Genomic DNA, 20,270 nt, shown 5'->3' with positions numbered 1-20,270 from the left:
GGCGCGCATCATGATGCCATCTTCTCACGTACGCCTGTCGGCAGGCCGTGAGCAGATGAGCGAACAGACCCAGGCGATGTGCTTTATGGCCGGGGCGAACTCGATTTTCTACGGCTGCAAGCTGCTCACCACGCCGAACCCGGAAGAAGACAAAGACCTGATTCTGTTCCGTAAACTGGGGCTGAATCCGGAGCATACCGCCACCACTGCCGGTGATAACGAACAGCAGTCTCAGCTGAGTGAGCAACTGCTGCACGCTGATACCCCACAGTTCTACAACGCGGCGGTGTAATGAGCTGGTTGCAACGCATCGAACAGGCGCTGGCAGAGCGACGCGCCGCTGATGGCTGGCGTCAGCGCGTGCGCGTTGAGCACAACAGCGTGCGCGAACTGACGGTCGCCGGACAGCGCTATTGTCACTTTTCCAGTAACGATTATCTCGGCCTGAGCCAGCATCCGGCGGTGATTGCCGCGTGGCAGCAGGGGGCGGCGGAGTCGGGTGCGGGAGCAGGGGCATCAGGCCATGTGACCGGTTACAGCCGCCATCATGCGCAGCTGGAAGAGGAGCTGGCCGACTGGCTGGGCTATCGGCGTGCGTTGCTGTTTATCTCCGGTTTTGCCGCGAATCAGGCGGTGATCCATTTGCTGGCGGAAAAACCGGATCGCATCCTTGCCGACAAGCTGGCGCACGCGTCATTGCTGGATGCTGCCAGCCACAGCCCGGCGCTGTTGCGTCGTTTCGCCCATAACCAGCCGCAAAGCCTGGCAAAAATGCTGGCAACGCCGGTTGGGGGCAACACGCTGGTGGTGACGGAGGGGGTGTTCAGCATGGATGGTGACAGCGCGCCGCTGGCAGAGATTGCAGCGGAAACGCGGCGTGGCAACGGTTGGTTGCTGGTGGATGATGCGCATGGTATCGGCGTCACCGGCGAACAGGGGCGCGGCAGCTGCTGGCAGCAGCAGGTGCGACCGGAACTGTTGATCGTCACCTTTGGCAAAGGCTTCGGCGTCAGCGGCGCGGCGTTGCTATGCGATGACGCCACTGCCGATTATGTTGAACAGTTTGCCCGCCATCTGATCTATTCCACGGCGATGCCTCCGGCGCAATGTTGCGCGTTGCAGGCCGCATTGCAGCAAATTCGACAGGGTGATGAACTACGCGCGCGTCTGCACGCCAACATCGCTCGCTTCCGCGCCGGTGCAGCCGATTTACCGTGGCAGCTGATGCCTTCGGCCAGCGCTATCCAACCGCTGGTGGTGGGTGAGAACAGCGCAGCCCTGGCGTTATCACAACGACTGAAGGCGGCGGGGTGCTGGGTTAGCGCCATTCGTCCGCCAACCGTACCACCGGGCACCGCACGGCTGCGTATCACGTTAACCGCCGCGCATCACCCGGATGATATCGATCGTCTGCTGGAGGCGCTGTATGACGCTACAGGTCAATAAACAGGCGGTTGCGCAGGCGTTTGGTCGTGCAGCGCAGCATTATGAACAGCATGCTGAACTGCAACGCCAGAGCGGCGATGCGTTGCTGGCACTGGCCCCGGCCGGGTTTGGTCCGCACCTGCTGGATGCCGGATGTGGCACCGGCTGGTACAGCCGGTACTGGCGTGACCGTGGGCGCGAAGTGACCGCGCTTGATTTGTCGCAAGCCATGCTGGATAGCGCTGCACAGCAGCACTCGGCGCAGCATTATGTGCAGGGCGATATTGATGCGTTACCGCTGCCGGATGCCTGTGTTGATGGCGTGTGGAGCAATCTTGCGGTGCAGTGGAGCAGCGATTTGCGCACCGCTTTGCAGCAATTTTTACGCGTCACCCGACCGGGCGGCACGGTGTTGTTTTCCACGCTGTTGTCCGGTTCATTGCACGAGGTGCATCAGGCGTGGGCGCAGCTGGATGGGCGTCAGCATGCCAACCGTTTCCTCAGTGCAACGCAGATTGCCGCTGCCACTCACGATCTCTCGCTTAAACGCCAGCAGCAGACCATCACGCTGCACTTTCCCAGCGCGCTCAGCGCGATGCGTTCACTGAAGGGCATCGGCGCAACCCATTTGCATGACGGGCGGCCGGGAGGATTGCTGACGCGCACGCAACTGGCCCGGCTGGAGCAGGGCTGGCCGCAAGATGAGGCGGGTTATCGCCTCAGCTATCACCTGATGTTTGGAGTATTAACACCATGAAACGCTGGTTTATTACGGGCACCGATACCGAAGTAGGAAAAACGGTGGCCAGTGGGGCGCTGTTGCAGGCGGCCAGTGCAGCCGGATTGAACACCGCAGGCTACAAGCCAGTGGCTTCCGGCTGCGAGGTCACCGCCGAGGGGATTCGTAACAGCGATGCGCTGGCTTTGCAGCGTTACAGTTCGCTGGCGCTGCGTTATGAGCAGGTCAATCCGCTGGCCTTTATCGAGCCAACGTCGCCGCATATCGTCAGTGCGGAAGAGGGGCGACCCATCGAATTCGCTCAGCTGTCAGCGGGATTGCGCCAGCTGGAGCAGCAGGCTGAATGGGTGCTGGTAGAGGGAGCTGGCGGCTGGTTTACCCCGTTGTCCGCCACCCAGACTTATGCCGACTGGGTGATCGCTGAACAACTGCCGGTCATTCTGGTGGTCGGAATCAAACTGGGCTGCATCAACCATGCGATGCTGACAGCCGCAGCCGTGCGCGCCAGTGGCTTATCGCTGGCCGGCTGGATCGCTAATGATATTCAGCCACCGGGCAAACGTCACCAGGAGTATCTGGCAACCCTGCGTCAGCGTATTGATGCACCCTGCCTGGGCGAAATTCCGTACCTGACGGATGACGCTCAGCAGGCAGAGTGCGGACGTTTCCTGACACTGCCACAGTAAAACCCTCAGGTCACCGTCAGCCATTTGTTGATGGTGACATCATCCAGCTGTGCCACTTTGCCCTGTGCCACATTACGACCCCGATGCAGCAACAGAAAGTAGTCAGCGACGCGGCGAATAAAGGAGACGTGTTGCTCCAGCAGCAGGATGGTCAGGCCATAATCACGGTTCAGACGGCGGATTAAGTTACCCATCTCCTCTTCGAGCCAGGGTGACATCCCTTCAGTGGGTTCGTCGAGGATTAACAGCTTCGGTTGCAGTACCAGCGCACGTGCCAAAGCCAGCTGCTGTTGTTGATCCATCGGCAGCTCGCCACTGCGCTGGTGACGCAGTGAGTAGAGCGCCGGGAACAAATCAAACACCATTTCCGGGATAGCGCGGCTGCGCTCATCCTGCGCCGCCATCAACGCAATCAGCAGGTTATCTTCTACGCTCATCTGCGAGAAAATATGACGTCCTTGAGGCACATAGCCTATGCCCATGCGTGCACGTTGCTCCGCCGGTTGCAGCAATAAGTCTTCGGGTGGCGAGCCATCTTCCTGCCATGTCATCGAGCCGCTGTTGATTGGCAGCCGCCCCATAATGCAGTTGACCAGCGTGGTTTTCCCCATCCCCGGACTCCCCAGCACGCCAGTGCAGGTGCCGGGCGGCAGATCCAGATCCACATCCCACAGAATATGGTTTTGACCGTAAAACTGATTCACCGAACGTAAACTCAGCATCTGACATTCTCCTTCCAGATAATTAGCCTGAATGCTTCCGCTCTGTGTCGTCTGGCAAACAGTCAAACACGATTCATCATTGCCACTCTCACCATCAGTGAGTTGTTACAAATGCTCTATCGATAAACCTGCAATTCTCAGGCCAGGTTGCCGATGCGATGAAAAATGCATCAATGGCGGGCAAAAATCAGGCTTAAAAGTTGAGTAACGCTTAACAATTCCACGGAGTGATAAAAAGGCTGCACTTTAGCGGTGCTGAATGCTTAACGATTCTGGTGCAGCCGATCTGGCATAAGGCAGAACCGGCAGGAATAAGTGGCCTTATTTACTGGAAATTTCATCCAGCAGCCCCCCCACAGCACGGAAAAAGAATAGTTAATGCCGCGCGGGTTGTGAGAAAAATAAACGCAAAAAAAAATTTTTCGCACGTCAGGACAAGCCGGAGAAAATTATGCACAGGCGATGGGGGCGGGGCTGCCATCAGTTATCCACTATTCCTGTGGATAACCTTGTGTATTAGAGACTGAAAACAGAGCGCAAGCGAGGAAATACGCGGCCTGCATACATTATGCTGAGAAACTGGGCTTTTTAGCGATTATTTGACAAATCAACATGTTAGTTAAAATCAAGCCTGAGAATTATCTTGCTCGTCATCAGACTGCAATTTTATGACGCTCTATTGACAAATGTTAAAAGCATCTCCTTTCTGGGGATAACCTTGTACCACAAGGTGTTACCTGTCCTTGTTAAAATTGCACTGCGGCGAGTCGCCACGCCTCCCCGTAATCGTGCAGCATATATGTAAATATATCCAGTATTTTTTACTGGCAAATTCGCGCTGGCAGAGTAGAATTAGCAGCCTGCCCGCCGACTTCTCCAGCAGGAACCGCAAAACCATGAGTAAAGCCTTTAAACTCAACTCCGCTTTTAAACCATCAGGGGACCAGCCTGAGGCGATTCGTCGTCTGGAAGAGGGGCTGGAGGATGGCCTGGCGCATCAGACGCTGCTGGGGGTGACCGGTTCGGGAAAAACCTTTACCGTGGCCAATGTGATTGCCGATCTTAACCGGCCTACCATGGTACTGGCTCCTAACAAGACGCTGGCGGCTCAGCTTTACGGCGAGATGAAGGAGTTCTTCCCGGATAACGCGGTGGAGTTTTTCGTCTCCTACTACGACTACTATCAGCCAGAAGCTTATGTGCCCAGCTCCGACACCTTTATAGAAAAAGATGCGTCGGTGAATGAGCATATTGAGCAGATGCGTCTGTCGGCCACCAAAGCGCTGCTGGAACGGCGTGACGTGATTGTGGTGGCGTCGGTTTCGGCGATCTACGGCCTGGGCGATCCCGATCTTTACCTGAAAATGATGCTGCATCTGACGCGCGGCATGATCATTGATCAACGCAGTATTCTGCGCCGCCTGGCGGAATTGCAATATAGCCGCAACGACCAGGTGTTCCAGCGTGGCACCTTCCGCGTGCGCGGCGAGGTGATTGATGTCTTCCCGGCCGAATCTGACGATATCGCGCTGCGCGTGGAGCTGTTTGATGAAGAAGTGGAGCGGCTGTCACTGTTTGACCCGCTCACCGGCCAGGTGGTTTCGGTGGTGCCGCGTTTTACCGTCTATCCCAAAACCCACTATGTCACACCGCGCGAACGCATCCTGCAATCCATGGAAGAGATCAAAAAGGAGCTGGTGGTACGCCGTCAGGTGCTGCTGGAAAACAATAAATTACTGGAAGAACAGCGCATTACCCAGCGTACCCAGTTTGACCTCGAGATGATGAACGAGCTGGGTTACTGCTCAGGTATCGAAAACTATTCGCGCTATCTCTCCGGACGTGGGCCGGGCGAGCCACCGCCGACGCTGTTTGACTACCTCCCGGCCGATGGCCTGCTGGTGGTTGATGAATCCCACGTCACCATTCCGCAGATTGGTGGCATGTATCGCGGTGACCGCGCGCGTAAAGAGACGCTGGTGGAATATGGCTTTCGCCTGCCGTCAGCGCTGGATAACCGTCCGCTACGCTTTGAAGAATTTGAAGCGCTGGCCCCGCAAACCATCTATGTTTCGGCCACGCCGGGTAACTACGAGCTGGAGAAATCCGGTAATGAAGTGATTGATCAGGTGGTGCGTCCGACCGGCCTGCTCGATCCGATCCTCGAAGTGCGTCCGGTGACCACCCAGGTGGATGACCTGCTGTCGGAAATCCGCAAGCGCGTAGAGATCAATGAACGTGTGCTGGTCACCACCCTGACCAAGCGCATGGCGGAAGATTTGACCGAGTATCTGGAAGAGCACGGCGAAAAGGTGCGTTATCTGCACTCGGATATCGACACGGTGGAGCGTATGGAGATCATTCGCGACCTGCGCCTGGGTGAGTTTGACGTGCTGGTAGGGATTAACCTGCTGCGTGAAGGGCTGGATATGCCGGAAGTGTCGCTGGTGGCGATTCTTGATGCCGATAAAGAAGGCTTCCTGCGCTCCGAACGTTCACTGATTCAGACCATTGGCCGTGCTGCGCGTAACATCAATGGTAAAGCAATTCTGTACGCTGATAAGATCACGCCGTCGATGGCTCGCGCCATTGGGGAGACAGAACGCCGTCGCGAGAAACAGCAGCGCTACAATGAAGAAAACGGCATCGTGCCGCAGGGGCTGAACAAAAAGATCACCGATATTCTCGAACTGGGTAAAAACGTGGTCAAAACCCGTGGCAAGGGTAAAACGGCATCGCGCACCGCCGCTGAAGCCGAGGCCAGCTATCTGGCGCTCACGCCGCAGGCGATGCAGAAGAAAATTCATGAGCTGGAAGGGCAGATGCAGCAGCACGCGCAGAATCTGGAGTTTGAAGAGGCAGCGCGGGTACGCGACCAGTTGCATGAACTACGCGAGCTGTTTATCGCTGCCTCCTGATAACCGGAGCCCCCTTTTGTCGCGCAATTTTCAGGTCAAAATGCCTGGATGGCATGCTCCAGCGCCACGCGCAGCAGCTGGCGGTCATGTCGGTATTTAATGTCGGCGGCCTCCAGCGGTTCGCGCACGATTAAACGCTCCTCTACGCCGCGAATATCCGCCGCCGGGCTGACGATCACTGCATCAATCACCCGTTTACCAATCGCTTTTTCCATGATCACCAGTTTGTCCGCCACGGTCAGGCTGGCGGCGGCCGGGCTGAGTTCCCGGCCCAGGTTGCCGATAAACACCATGGTTGCCGGGGTGCGACGCAATGCGCGCGCCATCTCTTCCATCAGCAGAATCGGCATCAGGCTGGTGTAGAAACTGCCGGGACCAATCAGGATCAAATCCGCTTCGCCAATCGCATCCAGCGCTTCACGAGTGGGTATGACGTTGGGATGCAGCATCAACTCCTGCGGGGCTTGCTTCATCTCATCAACTGCGGTTTCGCCGTACACCATATTGCCTTCGTTATCCTGGGCTACCAGATCGACGGGTTGCTCGGACATTGGAATCAAAAATGCATCCACTTTCAGCAGGTTGCGGATGATATTGATGGCTTCCAGCGGACGAACGCTGAGATGGTCAAGCGCTTTCAGGATCAGGTTGCCGAGGTTGTGACCGGCCAGTTCGCCATTGCCGGTAAAGCGATATTCAAACATCGCCGAAGCGACGCTCGGTTCGGTGATCAACTGGTTGATGCAGTTACGCATATCGCCCCAGGCAATACCGCCTTCTGAACGGCGGATGCGTCCGGTCGAACCGCCGTTGTCGGTGGTGGTAACAATACCAGTCAGACGCGAGCCAAGCGGTGCCAGCGCCGACATCACACGACCCAGACCGTGGCCGCCGCCCAGCGCCACCACACGATCCAAATCTGCCAGGGTACGATTCATGTTGCTCCTTATGACTGACGCTCAACCGTTGAGCAGCAGTTAAACTGATATGTATCAAAATCTGTCGGCTATTTTAACGTATCCTGTCGCGAAAATGCGGTGAAAAAACGTTATGTATCAATATATATAGCGAAAATCCTTGATGGAAGCGAACAACAAATCGCGCTAACATTCATGCAACCGTGTTGCTTTGAGTCGCAACATACACTCTAGCCTGTGTACCTAAGTCTTCGGATACGGTGCCCAGGCCGCAGCCCAGAGCTGCCAGGGTGCAGAAAGAAATGACTGCATCTCCCGTATTTGGAAAGGTGTTCAGGTGTCACAACTTACAGATAGCTACGCGCGCAGCTTTTATTATCTGCGCTTGTCGGTCACGGACGTGTGTAACTTCCGTTGTACCTATTGCCTGCCCGAGGGCTACAAACCTCAGGGGACGCGCAATAAAAGTTTTCTCTCGCTTGATGAAATCCGTCGCGTGACGCGTGCCTTTGCGGCCGCGGGCACTGAAAAAGTGCGCCTGACGGGTGGCGAACCCTCCTTACGTCGTGATTTCACCGACATCATTGCCGCAGTGCGCGAAAATGACGCCATTCGTCAGATAGCCGTTACCACTAACGGCTATCGTCTGGCGCGTGATGTTCGCGAATGGCGTGCTGCCGGGCTGACGGCCCTTAATGTCAGCGTCGATAGCCTTGATGCCCGCCAGTTTCACGCCATCACCGGGCAGGACAAGTTTCATCAGGTCATGGCGGGCATTGATGCCGCCTTTGAGGCCGGTTTTGCGCAGGTGAAAGTCAACAGCGTGCTGATGCGCGATGTCAACAGCCACAGCCTTGACACCTTTTTGCAGTGGATTCGTACCCGACCGATCCAGCTACGTTTTATCGAGCTGATGGAAACCGGCGAGGGCGGCGATCTGTTCCGCCGTCATCATATCTCGGGCGAGGTGATCCGCGACCAGCTGATTATGCAGGGCTGGCAGCGCCAGCCGCGCGGTCGGAGCGATGGCCCGGCGCAGGTGTTTCGCCATCCCGATTATCAGGGCGAGATCGGTCTGATCATGCCGTACGCCAAAGATTTTTGTGCCAGCTGCAATCGCCTGCGTGTGTCGGCGATCGGTAACCTGCATCTGTGCCTGTTTGGCGACGGCGGGGTCCCGCTGCGTGATCTGCTGGCATCCGACGATCAGCAGGACGAGCTACAGGCACGCATCGCCTACAGCCTTGGGCAGAAAAAACAGACGCATTTTCTGCATCAGGGCAACACCGGTATTACGCAAAATCTTTCCTTCATTGGTGGCTAACAAAGGAGTTATGGCCATGGGTAAATCTTCCGGCGACTTTGTTGCCATCAACGCTGCGGTGCTGACCGTTTCTGACAGCCGTGATGCGGGTTCCGACACCTCAGGTGATTATTTGCGTGAAGCACTAACTGAAGCTGGGCATCAGGTGGTTGATCACGCGATCGTACCGGATAACCGTTATCGTATTCGCGCCACGGTGTCGCGCTGGATTGCCAGCGACGATGTCCAGTTGGTGATCGTCAACGGTGGCACCGGTTTTAACAGCAAAAACAGTACGCCAGAAGCGCTGCTGCCGCTGTTTGATCGCGAAATCGAAGGATTTGGCGAGCTGTTCCGCATGATCTCATACGAAGAGATCGGCAGCGCCACTTTACAGTCACGCGCGGTGGCGGGTATGGCAAATCAAACGCTGATCTTTGCCGTACCCGGTTCCAGCAACGCCTGCCGCAGTGCCTGGGAACGCATCATTGTCGATCAACTGGATGCACGTACCCGTCCCTGTAATTTTGTCTCTCATTTGAAGAAGTTGTAAGCATGTCCTCGTTAACTCATATCAATGCCGCTGGCGAAGCCCATATGGTGGATGTCTCCGGCAAATCCGAAACGGTGCGTGAAGCTCAGGCGGAAGCGCTGGTGCTGATGAAACCGGAAACGCTGCAAATGATCATCGATGGCAGCCACCATAAAGGCGATGTGTTCGCGACTGCGCGCATCGCAGGTATTCAGGCCGCCAAGCGCACCTGGGAACTGATCCCGCTGTGCCATCCGCTGATGCTAAGCAAAGTCGAGGTGACGCTGGTGGCTGAGTCGGAACACAGCCGGGTGCGCGTCACTTCGCGCTGCCGTCTCACCGGTAAAACCGGTGTCGAAATGGAAGCGCTGACCGCTGCGTCGGTCGCGGCCCTGACCATCTATGACATGTGCAAAGCGGTACAAAAAGATATCGTCATCGACCAGCTGCGCCTGCTGAGCAAAAGCGGCGGCAAATCCGGTGATTTTCAGGCGGTGCAGCATGATTAAGGTGCTGTTTTTTGCTCAGGTCCGTGAGCTGACCGGCACCAGCGCGCTGGAACTGACGCCTGAATATGCTGATGTGGCGGCTTTGCGCCATGCGCTGGCGACGAAAAATGATCGCTGGGCGCTGGCGCTGGAATCCGGCAAATTGCTGGCGGCGGTCAATCAAACCTTGGTGCCGATGAGCCACCCGCTGCGCGCCGGTGATGAAGTGGCCTTTTTCCCGCCGGTGACCGGAGGTTAATGATGGAAACCCGCATTCGTGTCGGTCACGAGGCATTTAGCGTGGCACAGGAGTATGCCTGGTTGTCGGCGCATGACAGCGATGGCGCCGTGGTGACCTTCACCGGCAAAGTCCGCAATCACAATCTCGGCGACAGCGTGGCAGCACTGACGCTGGAGCATTATCCGGGCATGACGGAAAAAGCGCTGAAGGAAATCGTCGATGAGGCCCGTCAGCGCTGGGCGCTGCAACAGGTATCGGTGATTCATCGCGTCGGCGCGCTCTTCCCTGGCGACGAAATCGTGTTTGTCGGTGTCAGCAGTGCGCATCGTAGCACCGCCTTTGCGGCGGCAGAATTCATCATGGATTACCTGAAAACCCGCGCGCCATTCTGGAAGCGGGAAGCCACTACCGAAGGTGAGCGCTGGGTGGATGCGCGTGATAGCGACCATCAGGCAGCGGAGCGCTGGAAGTAACGCGCAAAACCATCCGGCTCTGATGGCGGCAGGCCACTGAAAACGTTAAGGTAAGGTTTTTGTTTGCGTCAGGGAACGAGATGAAAACCACTGTGATCCTCAACCGCGCCGCGTTACTGGCCTTGCTGGTGCTGGCGGGTTGTAGCACCAAAAAGCCACCGCAGGCACCGGTACGCCAGCCAACGGACGTCAAGGCGCAAATCCGCCAGCTGCTGCCCAGTCATGTCACGCAGAAAGCCGACTGGGCTGACGATATCTATACGGCCTTTCGCACGCAGCAACTGGATCCCAGCGTCAGTAACCTGTGTGCGGTGATCGCCATCGCCGATCAGGAATCCAACTTTAGCGCGGATGCCAATGTTCCGGGGCTGCCGAAAATCGCCTGGGGCGAAATCGATCGCCGCGCGGCGAAGCTACATATTCCGGCCTTTGTGGTGCGTACCGCGTTATTGATTAAATCCCCCAGCGGTGAAAGCTATGCCGCGCGTCTCGACAAAGTCCGCAGCGAGAAAGAGCTCAGCGCTATTTTTGATGACTTTATCGATATGGTGCCGATGGGCCAGAAATTGTTTGGCAACCTCAACCCGATTCACACCGGAGGGCCGATGCAGGTCAGCATCGCCTTTGCCGAGGCGCACGCCAAAGGTTATCCGTGGCCGGTGGATGGCACAATTCGTCGCGAAGTCTTTACCCGGCACGGTGGCATGTATTTTGGCATCATGCATCTGCTGGGCTATCCGGCGGATTACTCCGCGCCACTGTACCGCTTTGCCGATTTCAATGCCGGATGGTACGCCAGCCGCAACGCGGCTTTCCAGGCAGCAGTGGCACGCGCCAGCGGCATCAAACTGGCGCTGGACGGTGATTTGATTCAATACGGTAGCGATGCGGCCGGATCAACCGAGCTGGCGGTGCGCACGCTGAGTAAGCAGCTGGATATGAGCAACCGCGAAATTCGCCGCGACCTGGAGAAGGGGGAGCAACCCGACTTCAGCGACAGCGTGCTGTGGCAACAGCTCTTCACCCTGGCGGACAAAATGGCGGGCAAACGTCTGCCGCGTGAAATGCTGCCAGGCATTAAACTGGAAAGCCCGAAAATTACCCGTAATCTCACCACCGCCTGGTTTGCCCAGCGCGTAGATAGCCGTTATCAACAGTGTTTGACGCGCCGTTGACGCGGCGGGGCGTAAGCTCCACACTTACAGAGTTTGTCTAACTACTAAGAGGTGCATCATGGACCGATATCCACGTAACGATTCAATCGTGCAGCAGGCCTCGGCCGGGCTGCAAACCTATATGGCGCAGGTGTATGGCTGGATGACCTGTGGTTTGCTGCTGACGGCGTTTGTTTCCTGGTTCGCCGCTCGCACACCCGCAGTGATGGAGCTGGTGTTTGCTAACCGCATCACCTTCTTTGGCCTGATCATTGTGCAGCTGGCAGTGGTGTTTGTGCTGTCCGGGATGGTGCATCGTCTGAGCGGCGCGGTGGCAACCGCGTTGTTTATGCTGTATTCGGCGCTTACCGGCCTGACGATCGCCAGCATTTTCCTTGTTTATACTTATTCGTCTATCGCCAGCACCTTCTTTGTGACTGCCGGGATGTTTGGTGCCATGAGTTTTTATGGCTACACCACCAAACGTGACCTCAGCCGTTTTGGTAGCCTGCTGTTTATGGCGCTGATTGGTATTTTGCTGGCGTCGCTGGTTAACTTCTGGCTGAAAAGCCCGGCGTTGATGTGGGCCATCACCTATATCGGCGTGGTGGTGTTTGTTGGCCTGACTGCTTACGATACCCAGAAGTTGAAAGCGATTGGTGAGACGGTCAACGTGGATGATAAAGAGAACCTGCGTCGTTTCTCAATTATGGGCGCGCTGACGTTATATCTCGACTTCATCAACCTGTTCCTGATGCTGCTACGGATTTTCGGTAACCGCCGCTAGGCAAAAACGGCACCTGGGTTCAGGTGCCGTTCTCCGAGGGTGTCGATTCCGCCATCCGACGTTCATTCTGCTGGCGTAAATGCCGGGCGCGACTCTCCAGCCACAGATACAACACCAGTGCCAGCAGCAGCGGTAAAATAAAATACAACACGCGATAAGCCAGCAGCGCCGCGATAATGGTGCCGTGCGACACATGTTGTCCGCTGAGCAGCGCGAGGAAGACCGCCTCCAGGACGCCAATCCCGGCCGGAATATGGATAATCACCCCCGCGATACTGCTAATCAGCAGCACACCCAGCACCACCGGATAGTCAACCCGTTGCGCCAGCAGCAGCCAGATAATCGCCCCCATCACCATCCAGTTGGCGCAGGATACCGCGAACTGAAACAGCGCCATACGCAGTGAAGGCAGTTGCAGGTGCTGACCTTTTACCGTCCAGCGACGTCGTTTGGCAAAGGCACAGGCCCACAGATACAGCGCGACACCAGTCAGCAGACAACCGCCAATGATGCGCAGCGTCTGGCCGCCAATAAACCAGCCCTGGGGAATCGGAACCATCCCTGCGACAAATACCACACCCGCCAGCAGGATATAACCCAGCCAGTTGGTGGCGATGCTCAGCGAGAAAATCCGCGTGATGGTGCCGCCCGGTAAACCCAGCCGCGAGTAAAGGCGATAGCGCATCGCCACGCCACCGACCCAGGTACTGAGCGTCAGATTGAAGGCATAACAGATAAACGACACCAGCATCACCTGGCGTTTGGCCAGCTTGTGCCCGCAGTAAGCGCGACCAATCAAATCATAAACGCCGTAGGTCAGGTAACTGACCACCACCAGCCCGACGGCAGTGAGGATCACCGTGCGGTTGTAATTGACGATCACATCAATAACGTCGTCCCAGTTCACTTTGCGCGCGTACACCACCAGCAGCACGATCACCGCGATGAAAAATAGCCAGGTGAGAATTTTCTTCACCCGCTGCCAGCGAGAATGTTTTTTACTCATCAGGGCTTGGCTCCTTCGTTATCGGTTTCTACCCGATCCTGGGTTTCCAGCTCCGGTTGTACCGGGGGAGCAACCTGCGCCAGACGTGGCGTATGGGCGGGCAACCAGCCAGCAATCGCCGGGAAGTGGCGCAAAAAGTGAAACGCCATCACGCTTTTGGTCAGTTGCCACCAGGTACGCGGCGGCAGCTTATCATCGCGTACCCGCTCGCAATCCTGTTGCAGCAACTGTTCCAGGTTGTCGCGCAACGTCTGATTGAAACGGCGATCGTGGATCATTAGATTGGCTTCCAGATTCAGCGACAGGCTGAGCGGGTCGAGATTGCTGGACCCCACCGTTGACCATTGGCTGTCCTGCACTGCAATCTTGGCATGCAGCGGGCGGCGGCAATATTCGTACACCTCCACGCCAGCATCGACCAGATAGTTGTAAAGCAGCTCGGCGCCGACTTTCACAATCGGCATATCCGGCTCTCCCTGCACCACCAGCCGCACGCGCACGCCACGTTGTGCCGCGTGACGCATCTCGCGCAGCAGGCGATAACCCGGGAAGAAGTAGGCGTTGGCGATGATCACGTCTTGTTTCGCTTTGCGCAGCATATCGAGGTAATGCTGTTCGATATCATCGCGGTGGTCATCGTTGTCGCGAAAGACAAACAACACCTGCGCATCGCCGGGCAGGGCATTCAAAGCCGGACGATGCGAGCGCGTTCCCCACCAGCGCCGGGTCACCTGCTTGCTGCCGATAGCCTGTTGTACATAGCGGGCAATATCCAGCACCACCGGTCCTTTCACTTCGACGGCGTAATCTTGTTTGGCTTCCGGTCCATAGTCACTATTGTGCTCGGCGGAGAAATTGATCCCCCCGACGAAGGCGATGGTTTCATCAATCACCACGGTTTTGCGGTGCAGACGGCGAAACACGTTGGTACGCATCCCCAGCACCAGCGGGCGGGGATCATAAAAGATAAAACGCACACCAGCAGCGGTCAGACTATTGATGTAGCTGGCGGAAAGTTCGTGCGAACCATAGCCGTCCACCATCACCTCGACCCTGACCCCGCGCTGGGCCGCCGCCAGCAGTTCGCGATGGAGCGCCGTACCCACCTGATCTTCAAACAGGATAAACGTCTCCAGCAGCAAGGTGCGTTCAGCACGCTGAATCGCTGCCATCACGCGGGGAAAGAAGGCTTCGCCGTTCTCCAGCAGGCGTAGCTGATTGCCATCACGCCAGTTGAAATTCACAGGGAGATCTCCACGGCCAGCGGTGCATGATCGGAAAGATGCGACCAGGGCCGCACTGGTAACGCCCACGGCTGGCTGATGGAAGCATTGCGCACATAAATACGATCCAGCCGCAGCAGCGGGAAACGCGCCGGGAAAGTCCGCGCCGGACGGCCATGTTTAATGCTGAATACCTCGTCCAGTCCGGCGTGGCGTTTGAGAAACTTATTGGCGCGAACCTGCCAGTCGTTAAAATCACCGGCCACCACCAGCGGGGTATCGGGCGGCAACGAGGCGATCATCTCACTCATCATACGCATCTGCGCCCGGCGATGCGGTTCACGCAGGCCAAGGTGGACGCAGATGACGTGCAGTGGCAGCGGTTGCCCTGGCAGGCTGATTTTGCAGTGCAACATGCCGCGATTTTCACCACCAGCAACGGAAATATCGCGATTTTCGTACGCAATAATCGGAAAACGTGACAATATCGCGTTCCCATGATGTCCTTCGGGATAGACGGCGTTGCGACCATAGGCATAATCGTGCCACATGCTGTCGGCGATAAACTCGTAATGTGAGGTTTCCGGCCAGTTTTCAATATGTAATGAATGGATGGCATGGGTGCCCATCACCTCCTGCAGGAAGACAATATCCGCCGAGGTGGCACGTACCGCGTCGCGTAATTCCGGCAGGATAAAGCGGCGGTTAAAGCTGGTGAACCCTTTATGGGTATTGATCGTCAGGACTTTAAATGAAAATCTGTGCGCATTTTGTGGCATACTCGGACGCGCTCCTTTTCTTCATCAACAGAATAAAGTGTAGTCTTTGTCACAAATGGGTGGCGAAAAGAGCAGAAAATTAGGGCGTTATCCGAAATTTGCTTTACATTGAGGAAATCCGTCTGGCTAGCGCCAGATACACTTGGGCGACCTGTTGGGTCTGCCAGGAGAAGAGAATGAAATGGTCTAATCGTGTTCAGATTGTTACCGGACAAACCTGTGTTCATATTGCCATGCATCTGCTGGTCATTGCTGCGCTGGTTTGGGGCTGGAAACATAAGGCGCTGGTTGAAGTGAGCAGTACCCTGGTGGCGGCTTATGTTGTGGTGTTTATCACCATGCTGGTCACGCAGCGTAGTGCCCGTTTGCGTATGCTTGGCGATTCTCTGGAAGAGGTGACTACCACTTACTACTTCGGCGCAGCCATGCTGACGTTGTTCCTGGTTTCACGCATCATCCATAACAACCTGTTGCTGGGTTGCCTGGGTGTGGTGATGCTGGTGGGACCGGCGCTGGTATCGCTACTGGCCAAAGAGCCCGCGCAGCACGTGGAGAAGAAACGCAGCTAACTGCGCACTTCTGACGAAAAGGAGCCTGATGGCTCCTTTTTTTATGCCGATGATGTATGGCTATTTGCGGGTCGCGCTGCTGGCGCAAAGCTGCTACACTCGCGCCCTTACGCATGGTAGTTTGTGCCCTTTTCACACGTGAGCCTCAGGCTTGCGTCATATCCCCCCTGAAAACTACATCGCCTGCGGCGATCAGGGCGGTTCGGAGTAATACACCTGCATGTCTTTTGACTCTCTCGGCCTGAGCGCCGATATTTTGCGTGCGGTAGCAGAACAGGGCTATCGCGAACCGACGCCAATTCAGCGTCAGGCAATTCCCGTGGTGCTGGCTGGTCGTGACCTGCTGGCGAGCGCCCAGACCGGCACCGGTAAAACAGCTGGTTTTACGCTGCCATTGTTACAGCGTCTGTCCGCGAAAGCGGCTCCGGCACGCGGACGTCGTCCGGTACGCGCCCTGATCCTGACACCTACCCGTGAGCTGGCTGCTCAGGTCGGTGAAAACGTACGTGATTACAGCCAGTACCTTGACCTGCGTTCGCTGGTGGTATTTGGTGGCGTCAGCATTAACCCACAAATGATGAAACTGCGCGGCGGCGTAGATGTGCTGGTGGCGACACCGGGCCGTCTGCTCGACCTGGCGCACCAGAATGCGGTTGATCTGTCCCAGGTGGAAATCCTGGTACTGGACGAAGCGGACCGCATGCTGGATATGGGCTTTATCCACGATATTCGTCGTGTACTGGCAAAACTGCCGGCTAAACGTCAGAACCTGCTGTTCTCCGCCACCTTCTCGGACGAGATCAAAGCCCTGGCAGAAAAACTGCTCAACAACCCGGAGCAGGTGGAAGTGGCACGCCGCAATACCGCTTCTGAGCAGGTTTCGCAGCAGGTTCATTTTGTTGATAAGAAACGCAAGCGCGAGCTGCTGTCGCTGATGATCGGTCGCGATAATTGGCAGCAGGTGCTGGTGTTCACCCGTACCAAACACGGTGCTAACCATCTGGCAGAACAGCTGAATAAAGATGGCATCACCGCTGCGGCGATCCACGGCAACAAAAGCCAGGGCGCACGTACCCGCGCGCTGGCCGATTTTAAAACCGGCGGCATTCGTGTGCTGGTAGCGACCGATATTGCGGCGCGTGGTCTTGATATCGAAGAACTGCCGCACGTGGTGAACTACGAGCTGCCTAACGTAGCGGAAGATTATGTGCACCGTATTGGCCGTACCGGCCGTGCGGCGGCAACCGGCGCGGCGTTGTCGCTGGTCTGCGTTGACGAGCACAAACTGCTGCGTGATATCGAACGTTTGCTGAAGCGCGAAATTCCGCGCATTGCGCTGCCAGGCTTTGAACCGGATCCGAACATCAAAGCGGAGCCGATCCAGAATGGTCGTCAGCAGCAACAGCAGCGCGGTCGTGGCCGTGGTCCGGGGCAGGGTGGTAACCCACGTCCGCAGGGCGAAGGCCGTCCGCCGCGTCCGCAGGGTGAAAACCGTGGACCGCGTCGTCAGGGACAGAGCGCAGGCCAGGGTCAGGGACCGGCTCGTTCACGTCGCCCGGCAGCGAAGAAAAGCGGAAACGTCTAAGACCATGAGGGTGTTACTGGCGCCGATGGAGGGCGTGCTCGATTCGCTGGTGCGCGAGCTGCTCTCGGAAGTGAATGATTATGACCTTTGCATCACCGAGTTTTTGCGCGTGGTCGATCAGCTGCTGCCGGTAAAATCCTTCTATCGTCTCTGTCCGGAACTGCAATACCACAGCCGTACGCCGTCTGGTACGCGCGTGCGGCTGCAATTGCTGGGACAATATCCCGAGTGGCTGGCAGAAAACGCCGCGCGTGCGGTGGAGCTGGGTTCCTGGGGGGTTGATCTCAACTGTGGCTGCCCGTCAAAGCTGGTTAACGGCAGCGGCGGTGGCGCTACGCTGCTGAAAGATCCGGAACTGATTTACCGCGGAGCTAAAGCGATGCGGGAAGCCGTGCCGGATCATCTGCCGGTGACGGTCAAAGTGCGTCTCGGCTGGGACTCCAGCGAGCGCTGTTTCGAAATCGCCGATGCGGTGCAGCAGGCGGGTGCCAGCGAACTGGTGGTGCATGGCCGTACCAAAGAAGAAGGCTACCGGGCCGAAAGCATCAACTGGCAGGCGATTGGCGAAATTCGTCAGCGTCTGCGCATTCCGGTGATCGCCAATGGTGAAATCTGGAACTGGCAGGATGCGCAGGATTGTCTGCGTATCACCGGTTGCGATGCAGTGATGCTGGGACGCGGCGCGCTCAACGTGCCGAACCTGAGCCGGGTGGTGAAGTATAACGAAGCCCCAATGGCGTGGCCGGATGTGGTGACGCTGTTACAGAAATACACTCAGCTGGAAAAGCAGGGCGATACCGGTTTGTATCATGTGGCACGAATTAAGCAATGGCTGGGCTATCTGCGTAAGGCGTATCACGAGGCCGATGGGCTGTTCAGCGAAATTCGCACATTGAAAGTCTCGGCAGAGATTGCCACGGCGATTGAGCGTCATGCCAGGACGCTGGGTAAAATATGATTAAAGGGGGGAGGTTACTTATCATCCCTTTCGATTTTTTCTGATTTTAAATCAATAAGATAATTTTTATCACCCTGATATATTATACGATATTGTTGTTTTTCAATATGAATTCTCAAAGGGAAATCTCGATATAAACAATTTTTCTTATTTTTAATTTCATCAAAACAGAAATAGTCGTTATCGCTTGCTCCGGTAAAAAAGTTTTCAGTGCCAGGAAGTTCAACAAATCCTTCTCCATAATCAATAAATACTATATATCTCAATTGCTTAATTTCAGAAATGGCGTGTTTTTTTAGGGTTGAGTCTTTATTTTTCATCCACCATGAAACGAAGGTTTTAGCTGTAGGTGGTGGGTTTTTAATAATGATTCTCAGAACGCCCTCAACGTAAAAGCTGTCGATTATTACGGGTGTCAGAAAAAATGGCTGTACGAATTTATAAACACAAAAAAGCAACGCTGTACAGAGGAGGGTTTTCTTTTTCTTACTGTTCATTAACATGAATAGTGGCATCCATATTGGTAAGGAACGGTTTAAACGCATAATCTCTATGGCGCTGTAATATAAACCAAATTCTGAATATTCTAAATTGCTTATAGAATGGATGGATTATGTCTCTTTCATCAAGACCAAAGTGGTCCTGAGCTCTGAATTTTAATATTGCATTGAAACGCTGAGCGGAAATTTTGACTGACTCTAATGTGATGTTGACTGAGTGTATTTGATGAATACTGATGCCCATGCCATTAAATGCGTCAATTTTTCTGGCAAACATTGGCATCCTTCTGTCCATAATTTCTCCCTTTAAACTATTAATTCTTTGACGGTTGAGGTCGCGAAAATTATCAACTAATTCTTTTTTTATTGCCTGGTACATGCTTTTTTCTCCCTGCTCATCCAAAATCAACTCCCGAAACGCTGAGTTTAACAGTGATGATTCATAGGGTCTGCCGCTGTTCTCCTGCATATGATCAATCAACCTAATGATTATTTCCTTATAAGGTCCGTAAAATGCATATAATTTTGACAACTCCCTAAACTCATTAAACAGAATCCGATTCACTTCATCTTTTGGTAGTGGGGTGTTAGCGAGTGCACCGATCCGCTGACGAGTATAAGGGTTCAGATGAACAGAAATATCCCGCAGATTATATTTTTTGATGCAATCTTCGGTGGTTAAATCTCCGCAAAACATATCGTCAGCGCGATAATCATTGCGCTTATTTCTCGAACTGAACAGTCCGATGGGGCTGCTTAGCATTTCCATCATTTAACTTCCCTGTTAAAATTCTGACCTGTTTTCCTTAATATTCCAGCCAGAACGGGTTTCAGCGCCCTTAATTCCTGCCGATGTTTGTTCCCAATATTGAATTTTGACGATGTCGGCCTGAAACTCATACTCAACATGGGTCGTGTGGCTGTCATCCCGAAGCTGGGCTTCAAAGACCAGAACATTTTCCAGAGTGATGCGATAATACTCGGCCTGATTAAAACCGGCTTTGCAGGCAGACATCTCAACTTTGCGTATTTTTTTTCCGTTGGTTGTCATCAGAATCAATGCGGGTGTCGCTTTATCGATTTGTGTATGTACGATAAGATTCCGGTAATTTCCCATCCCCGGACCATTACCGGAACGCCATGCACCCCAGCTGTAATTCTTTATGTCGATCCAACCTGGATGGGATGCATCTTTTGATTCACCAGCAACACCCTCTACTTTTAAAAATAAACTGTTCATATTTACCCTTCCATGTCGCATAAGT

The 20,270-nt window shown here is 55.2% G+C and carries 22 protein-coding genes, 1 pseudogene and 1 riboswitch; of the genes and pseudogenes, 15 read left to right on the top strand and 8 right to left on the bottom strand.

The annotated features are described in order from the left end of the window. The 4 genes and pseudogenes from PW844_RS02605 to bioD all read left to right on the top strand — a co-directional run. Positions 1 to 292: pseudogene (locus tag PW844_RS02605) on the top strand (biotin synthase); the annotation flags it as partial. Continuing rightward, positions 292 to 1,446, top strand: coding sequence for an 8-amino-7-oxononanoate synthase (gene bioF, locus PW844_RS02600; RefSeq protein ID WP_299446760.1), 1,155 nt, complete (start codon positions 292 to 294; stop codon positions 1,444 to 1,446). The pseudogene PW844_RS02605 and the gene bioF, both read left to right, overlap by 1 nt. After that, complete coding sequence (bioC, locus tag PW844_RS02595; protein ID WP_299446757.1) at positions 1,427 to 2,182, top strand: malonyl-ACP O-methyltransferase BioC; 756 nt, start codon at positions 1,427 to 1,429, stop codon at positions 2,180 to 2,182. The genes bioF and bioC overlap by 20 nt, the downstream gene beginning before the upstream one ends. Continuing rightward, positions 2,179 to 2,850, top strand: coding sequence for a dethiobiotin synthase (gene bioD, locus PW844_RS02590; RefSeq protein WP_299446754.1), 672 nt, complete (start codon positions 2,179 to 2,181; stop codon positions 2,848 to 2,850). Before bioC ends, bioD begins: the two co-directional genes overlap by 4 nt. Before the next feature lie 5 nt (positions 2,851 to 2,855). On the opposite strand, the gene PW844_RS02585 is transcribed toward bioD, so the two are convergent. Next, on the bottom strand, positions 2,856 to 3,572 hold the full coding sequence (locus PW844_RS02585; RefSeq protein WP_299446751.1) for an ABC transporter ATP-binding protein: 717 nt from the start codon (positions 3,570 to 3,572) through the stop codon (positions 2,856 to 2,858). Positions 3,573 to 4,468: 896 nt separating this feature from the next. Here PW844_RS02585 and uvrB point away from each other — a divergent pair. Continuing rightward, entirely contained in the window at positions 4,469 to 6,490 is a 2,022-nt protein-coding gene (uvrB, locus tag PW844_RS02580; RefSeq protein WP_299446748.1) for an excinuclease ABC subunit UvrB, read from the top strand. Between the two features lie 35 nt (positions 6,491 to 6,525). Here uvrB and yvcK read toward each other — a convergent pair whose 3' ends face one another. Further along, complete coding sequence (gene yvcK, locus PW844_RS02575) at positions 6,526 to 7,428, bottom strand: uridine diphosphate-N-acetylglucosamine-binding protein YvcK (protein WP_299446745.1); 903 nt, start codon at positions 7,426 to 7,428, stop codon at positions 6,526 to 6,528. Between the two features lie 193 nt (positions 7,429 to 7,621). Continuing rightward, a riboswitch (molybdenum cofactor riboswitch) is annotated at positions 7,622 to 7,754 on the top strand. On the opposite strand from yvcK, the gene moaA reads away from it, so the two are divergent. The 7 genes from moaA to PW844_RS02540 all read left to right on the top strand — a co-directional run bounded on the left by moaA (position 7,745) and on the right by PW844_RS02540 (position 12,385). After that, entirely contained in the window at positions 7,745 to 8,731 is a 987-nt protein-coding gene (gene moaA / locus PW844_RS02570) for a GTP 3',8-cyclase MoaA (protein WP_299446742.1), read from the top strand. It overlaps the preceding riboswitch by 10 nt. Before the next feature lie 16 nt (positions 8,732 to 8,747). Next, positions 8,748 to 9,263 carry a molybdenum cofactor biosynthesis protein B gene (moaB, locus tag PW844_RS02565; RefSeq protein ID WP_299446739.1) on the top strand — a complete coding sequence of 172 codons (516 nt, stop codon included), beginning with the start codon at positions 8,748 to 8,750 and terminating at the stop codon, positions 9,261 to 9,263. Positions 9,264 to 9,265: 2 nt separating this feature from the next. Then, positions 9,266 to 9,751: a cyclic pyranopterin monophosphate synthase MoaC gene (moaC, locus tag PW844_RS02560; protein WP_299446736.1), complete on the top strand. Its 486-nt coding sequence runs from the start codon at positions 9,266 to 9,268 to the stop codon at positions 9,749 to 9,751. Continuing rightward, positions 9,744 to 9,989, top strand: coding sequence for a molybdopterin synthase sulfur carrier subunit (moaD, locus tag PW844_RS02555; RefSeq protein ID WP_299446733.1), 246 nt, complete (start codon positions 9,744 to 9,746; stop codon positions 9,987 to 9,989). Before moaC ends, moaD begins: the two co-directional genes overlap by 8 nt. 2 nt (positions 9,990 to 9,991) lie before the next feature. Then, entirely contained in the window at positions 9,992 to 10,444 is a 453-nt protein-coding gene (gene moaE / locus PW844_RS02550) for a molybdopterin synthase catalytic subunit MoaE (protein WP_299446815.1), read from the top strand. 80 nt (positions 10,445 to 10,524) lie between these two features. Beyond that, positions 10,525 to 11,619, top strand: coding sequence for a DUF1615 domain-containing protein (locus PW844_RS02545; RefSeq protein WP_299446731.1), 1,095 nt, complete (start codon positions 10,525 to 10,527; stop codon positions 11,617 to 11,619). Positions 11,620 to 11,677: 58 nt separating this feature from the next. After that, positions 11,678 to 12,385, top strand: a complete 708-nt coding sequence (locus tag PW844_RS02540) for a Bax inhibitor-1/YccA family protein (RefSeq protein ID WP_299446728.1) — start codon at positions 11,678 to 11,680, stop codon at positions 12,383 to 12,385. A gap of 19 nt (positions 12,386 to 12,404) precedes the next feature. On the opposite strand, the gene PW844_RS02535 is transcribed toward PW844_RS02540, so the two are convergent. Genes PW844_RS02535 through PW844_RS02525 form a run of 3 tightly spaced genes read right to left on the bottom strand, consistent with a single transcriptional unit; the run spans position 12,405 to position 15,393 of the window. Beyond that, complete coding sequence (locus PW844_RS02535) at positions 12,405 to 13,391, bottom strand: lysylphosphatidylglycerol synthase domain-containing protein (RefSeq protein WP_299446725.1); 987 nt, start codon at positions 13,389 to 13,391, stop codon at positions 12,405 to 12,407. Continuing rightward, complete coding sequence (gene clsB, locus PW844_RS02530; RefSeq protein ID WP_299446722.1) at positions 13,391 to 14,635, bottom strand: cardiolipin synthase ClsB; 1,245 nt, start codon at positions 14,633 to 14,635, stop codon at positions 13,391 to 13,393. The genes PW844_RS02535 and clsB overlap by 1 nt, the downstream gene beginning before the upstream one ends. Then, positions 14,632 to 15,393, bottom strand: coding sequence for an endonuclease/exonuclease/phosphatase family protein (locus tag PW844_RS02525; RefSeq protein WP_299446719.1), 762 nt, complete (start codon positions 15,391 to 15,393; stop codon positions 14,632 to 14,634). Before PW844_RS02525 ends, clsB begins: the two co-directional genes overlap by 4 nt. Before the next feature lie 176 nt (positions 15,394 to 15,569). On the opposite strand from PW844_RS02525, the gene PW844_RS02520 reads away from it, so the two are divergent. The 3 genes from PW844_RS02520 to dusC all read left to right on the top strand — a co-directional run bounded on the left by PW844_RS02520 (position 15,570) and on the right by dusC (position 18,505). Next, positions 15,570 to 15,962 carry a YbhQ family protein gene (locus tag PW844_RS02520; protein ID WP_299446716.1) on the top strand — a complete coding sequence of 131 codons (393 nt, stop codon included), beginning with the start codon at positions 15,570 to 15,572 and terminating at the stop codon, positions 15,960 to 15,962. A gap of 220 nt (positions 15,963 to 16,182) precedes the next feature. Continuing rightward, a complete protein-coding gene (gene rhlE, locus PW844_RS02515; RefSeq protein WP_299446713.1) occupies positions 16,183 to 17,547 on the top strand; it encodes an ATP-dependent RNA helicase RhlE in 1,365 nt (454 codons plus the stop codon). Between the two features lie 4 nt (positions 17,548 to 17,551). Beyond that, the gene (gene dusC / locus PW844_RS02510; RefSeq protein WP_299446710.1) at positions 17,552 to 18,505 is read left to right on the top strand and encodes a tRNA dihydrouridine(16) synthase DusC; all 954 of its coding nucleotides are present in this window, start codon (positions 17,552 to 17,554) and stop codon (positions 18,503 to 18,505) included. Positions 18,506 to 18,519: 14 nt separating this feature from the next. Here dusC and PW844_RS02505 read toward each other — a convergent pair whose 3' ends face one another. From PW844_RS02505 to PW844_RS02495, 3 genes are read right to left on the bottom strand one after another with little or no spacing between them, the layout of a single operon-like run. Continuing rightward, positions 18,520 to 19,008, bottom strand: a complete 489-nt coding sequence (locus PW844_RS02505) for a DUF943 family protein (RefSeq protein WP_299446707.1) — start codon at positions 19,006 to 19,008, stop codon at positions 18,520 to 18,522. After that, the gene (locus tag PW844_RS02500; RefSeq protein WP_299446704.1) at positions 18,992 to 19,777 is read right to left on the bottom strand and encodes a DUF3289 family protein; all 786 of its coding nucleotides are present in this window, start codon (positions 19,775 to 19,777) and stop codon (positions 18,992 to 18,994) included. Before PW844_RS02500 ends, PW844_RS02505 begins: the two co-directional genes overlap by 17 nt. 12 nt (positions 19,778 to 19,789) lie before the next feature. Beyond that, positions 19,790 to 20,245, bottom strand: a complete 456-nt coding sequence (locus PW844_RS02495; RefSeq protein ID WP_299446701.1) for a type VI secretion system tube protein Hcp — start codon at positions 20,243 to 20,245, stop codon at positions 19,790 to 19,792. Positions 20,246 to 20,270 lie beyond the last annotated feature (25 nt).

This window comes from Pantoea sp. (assembly GCF_028283705.1).
Classification (GTDB): Bacteria; Pseudomonadota; Gammaproteobacteria; order Enterobacterales; family Enterobacteriaceae; genus Pantoea.
This window is presented reverse-complemented; position numbering and strand designations above follow the sequence as displayed.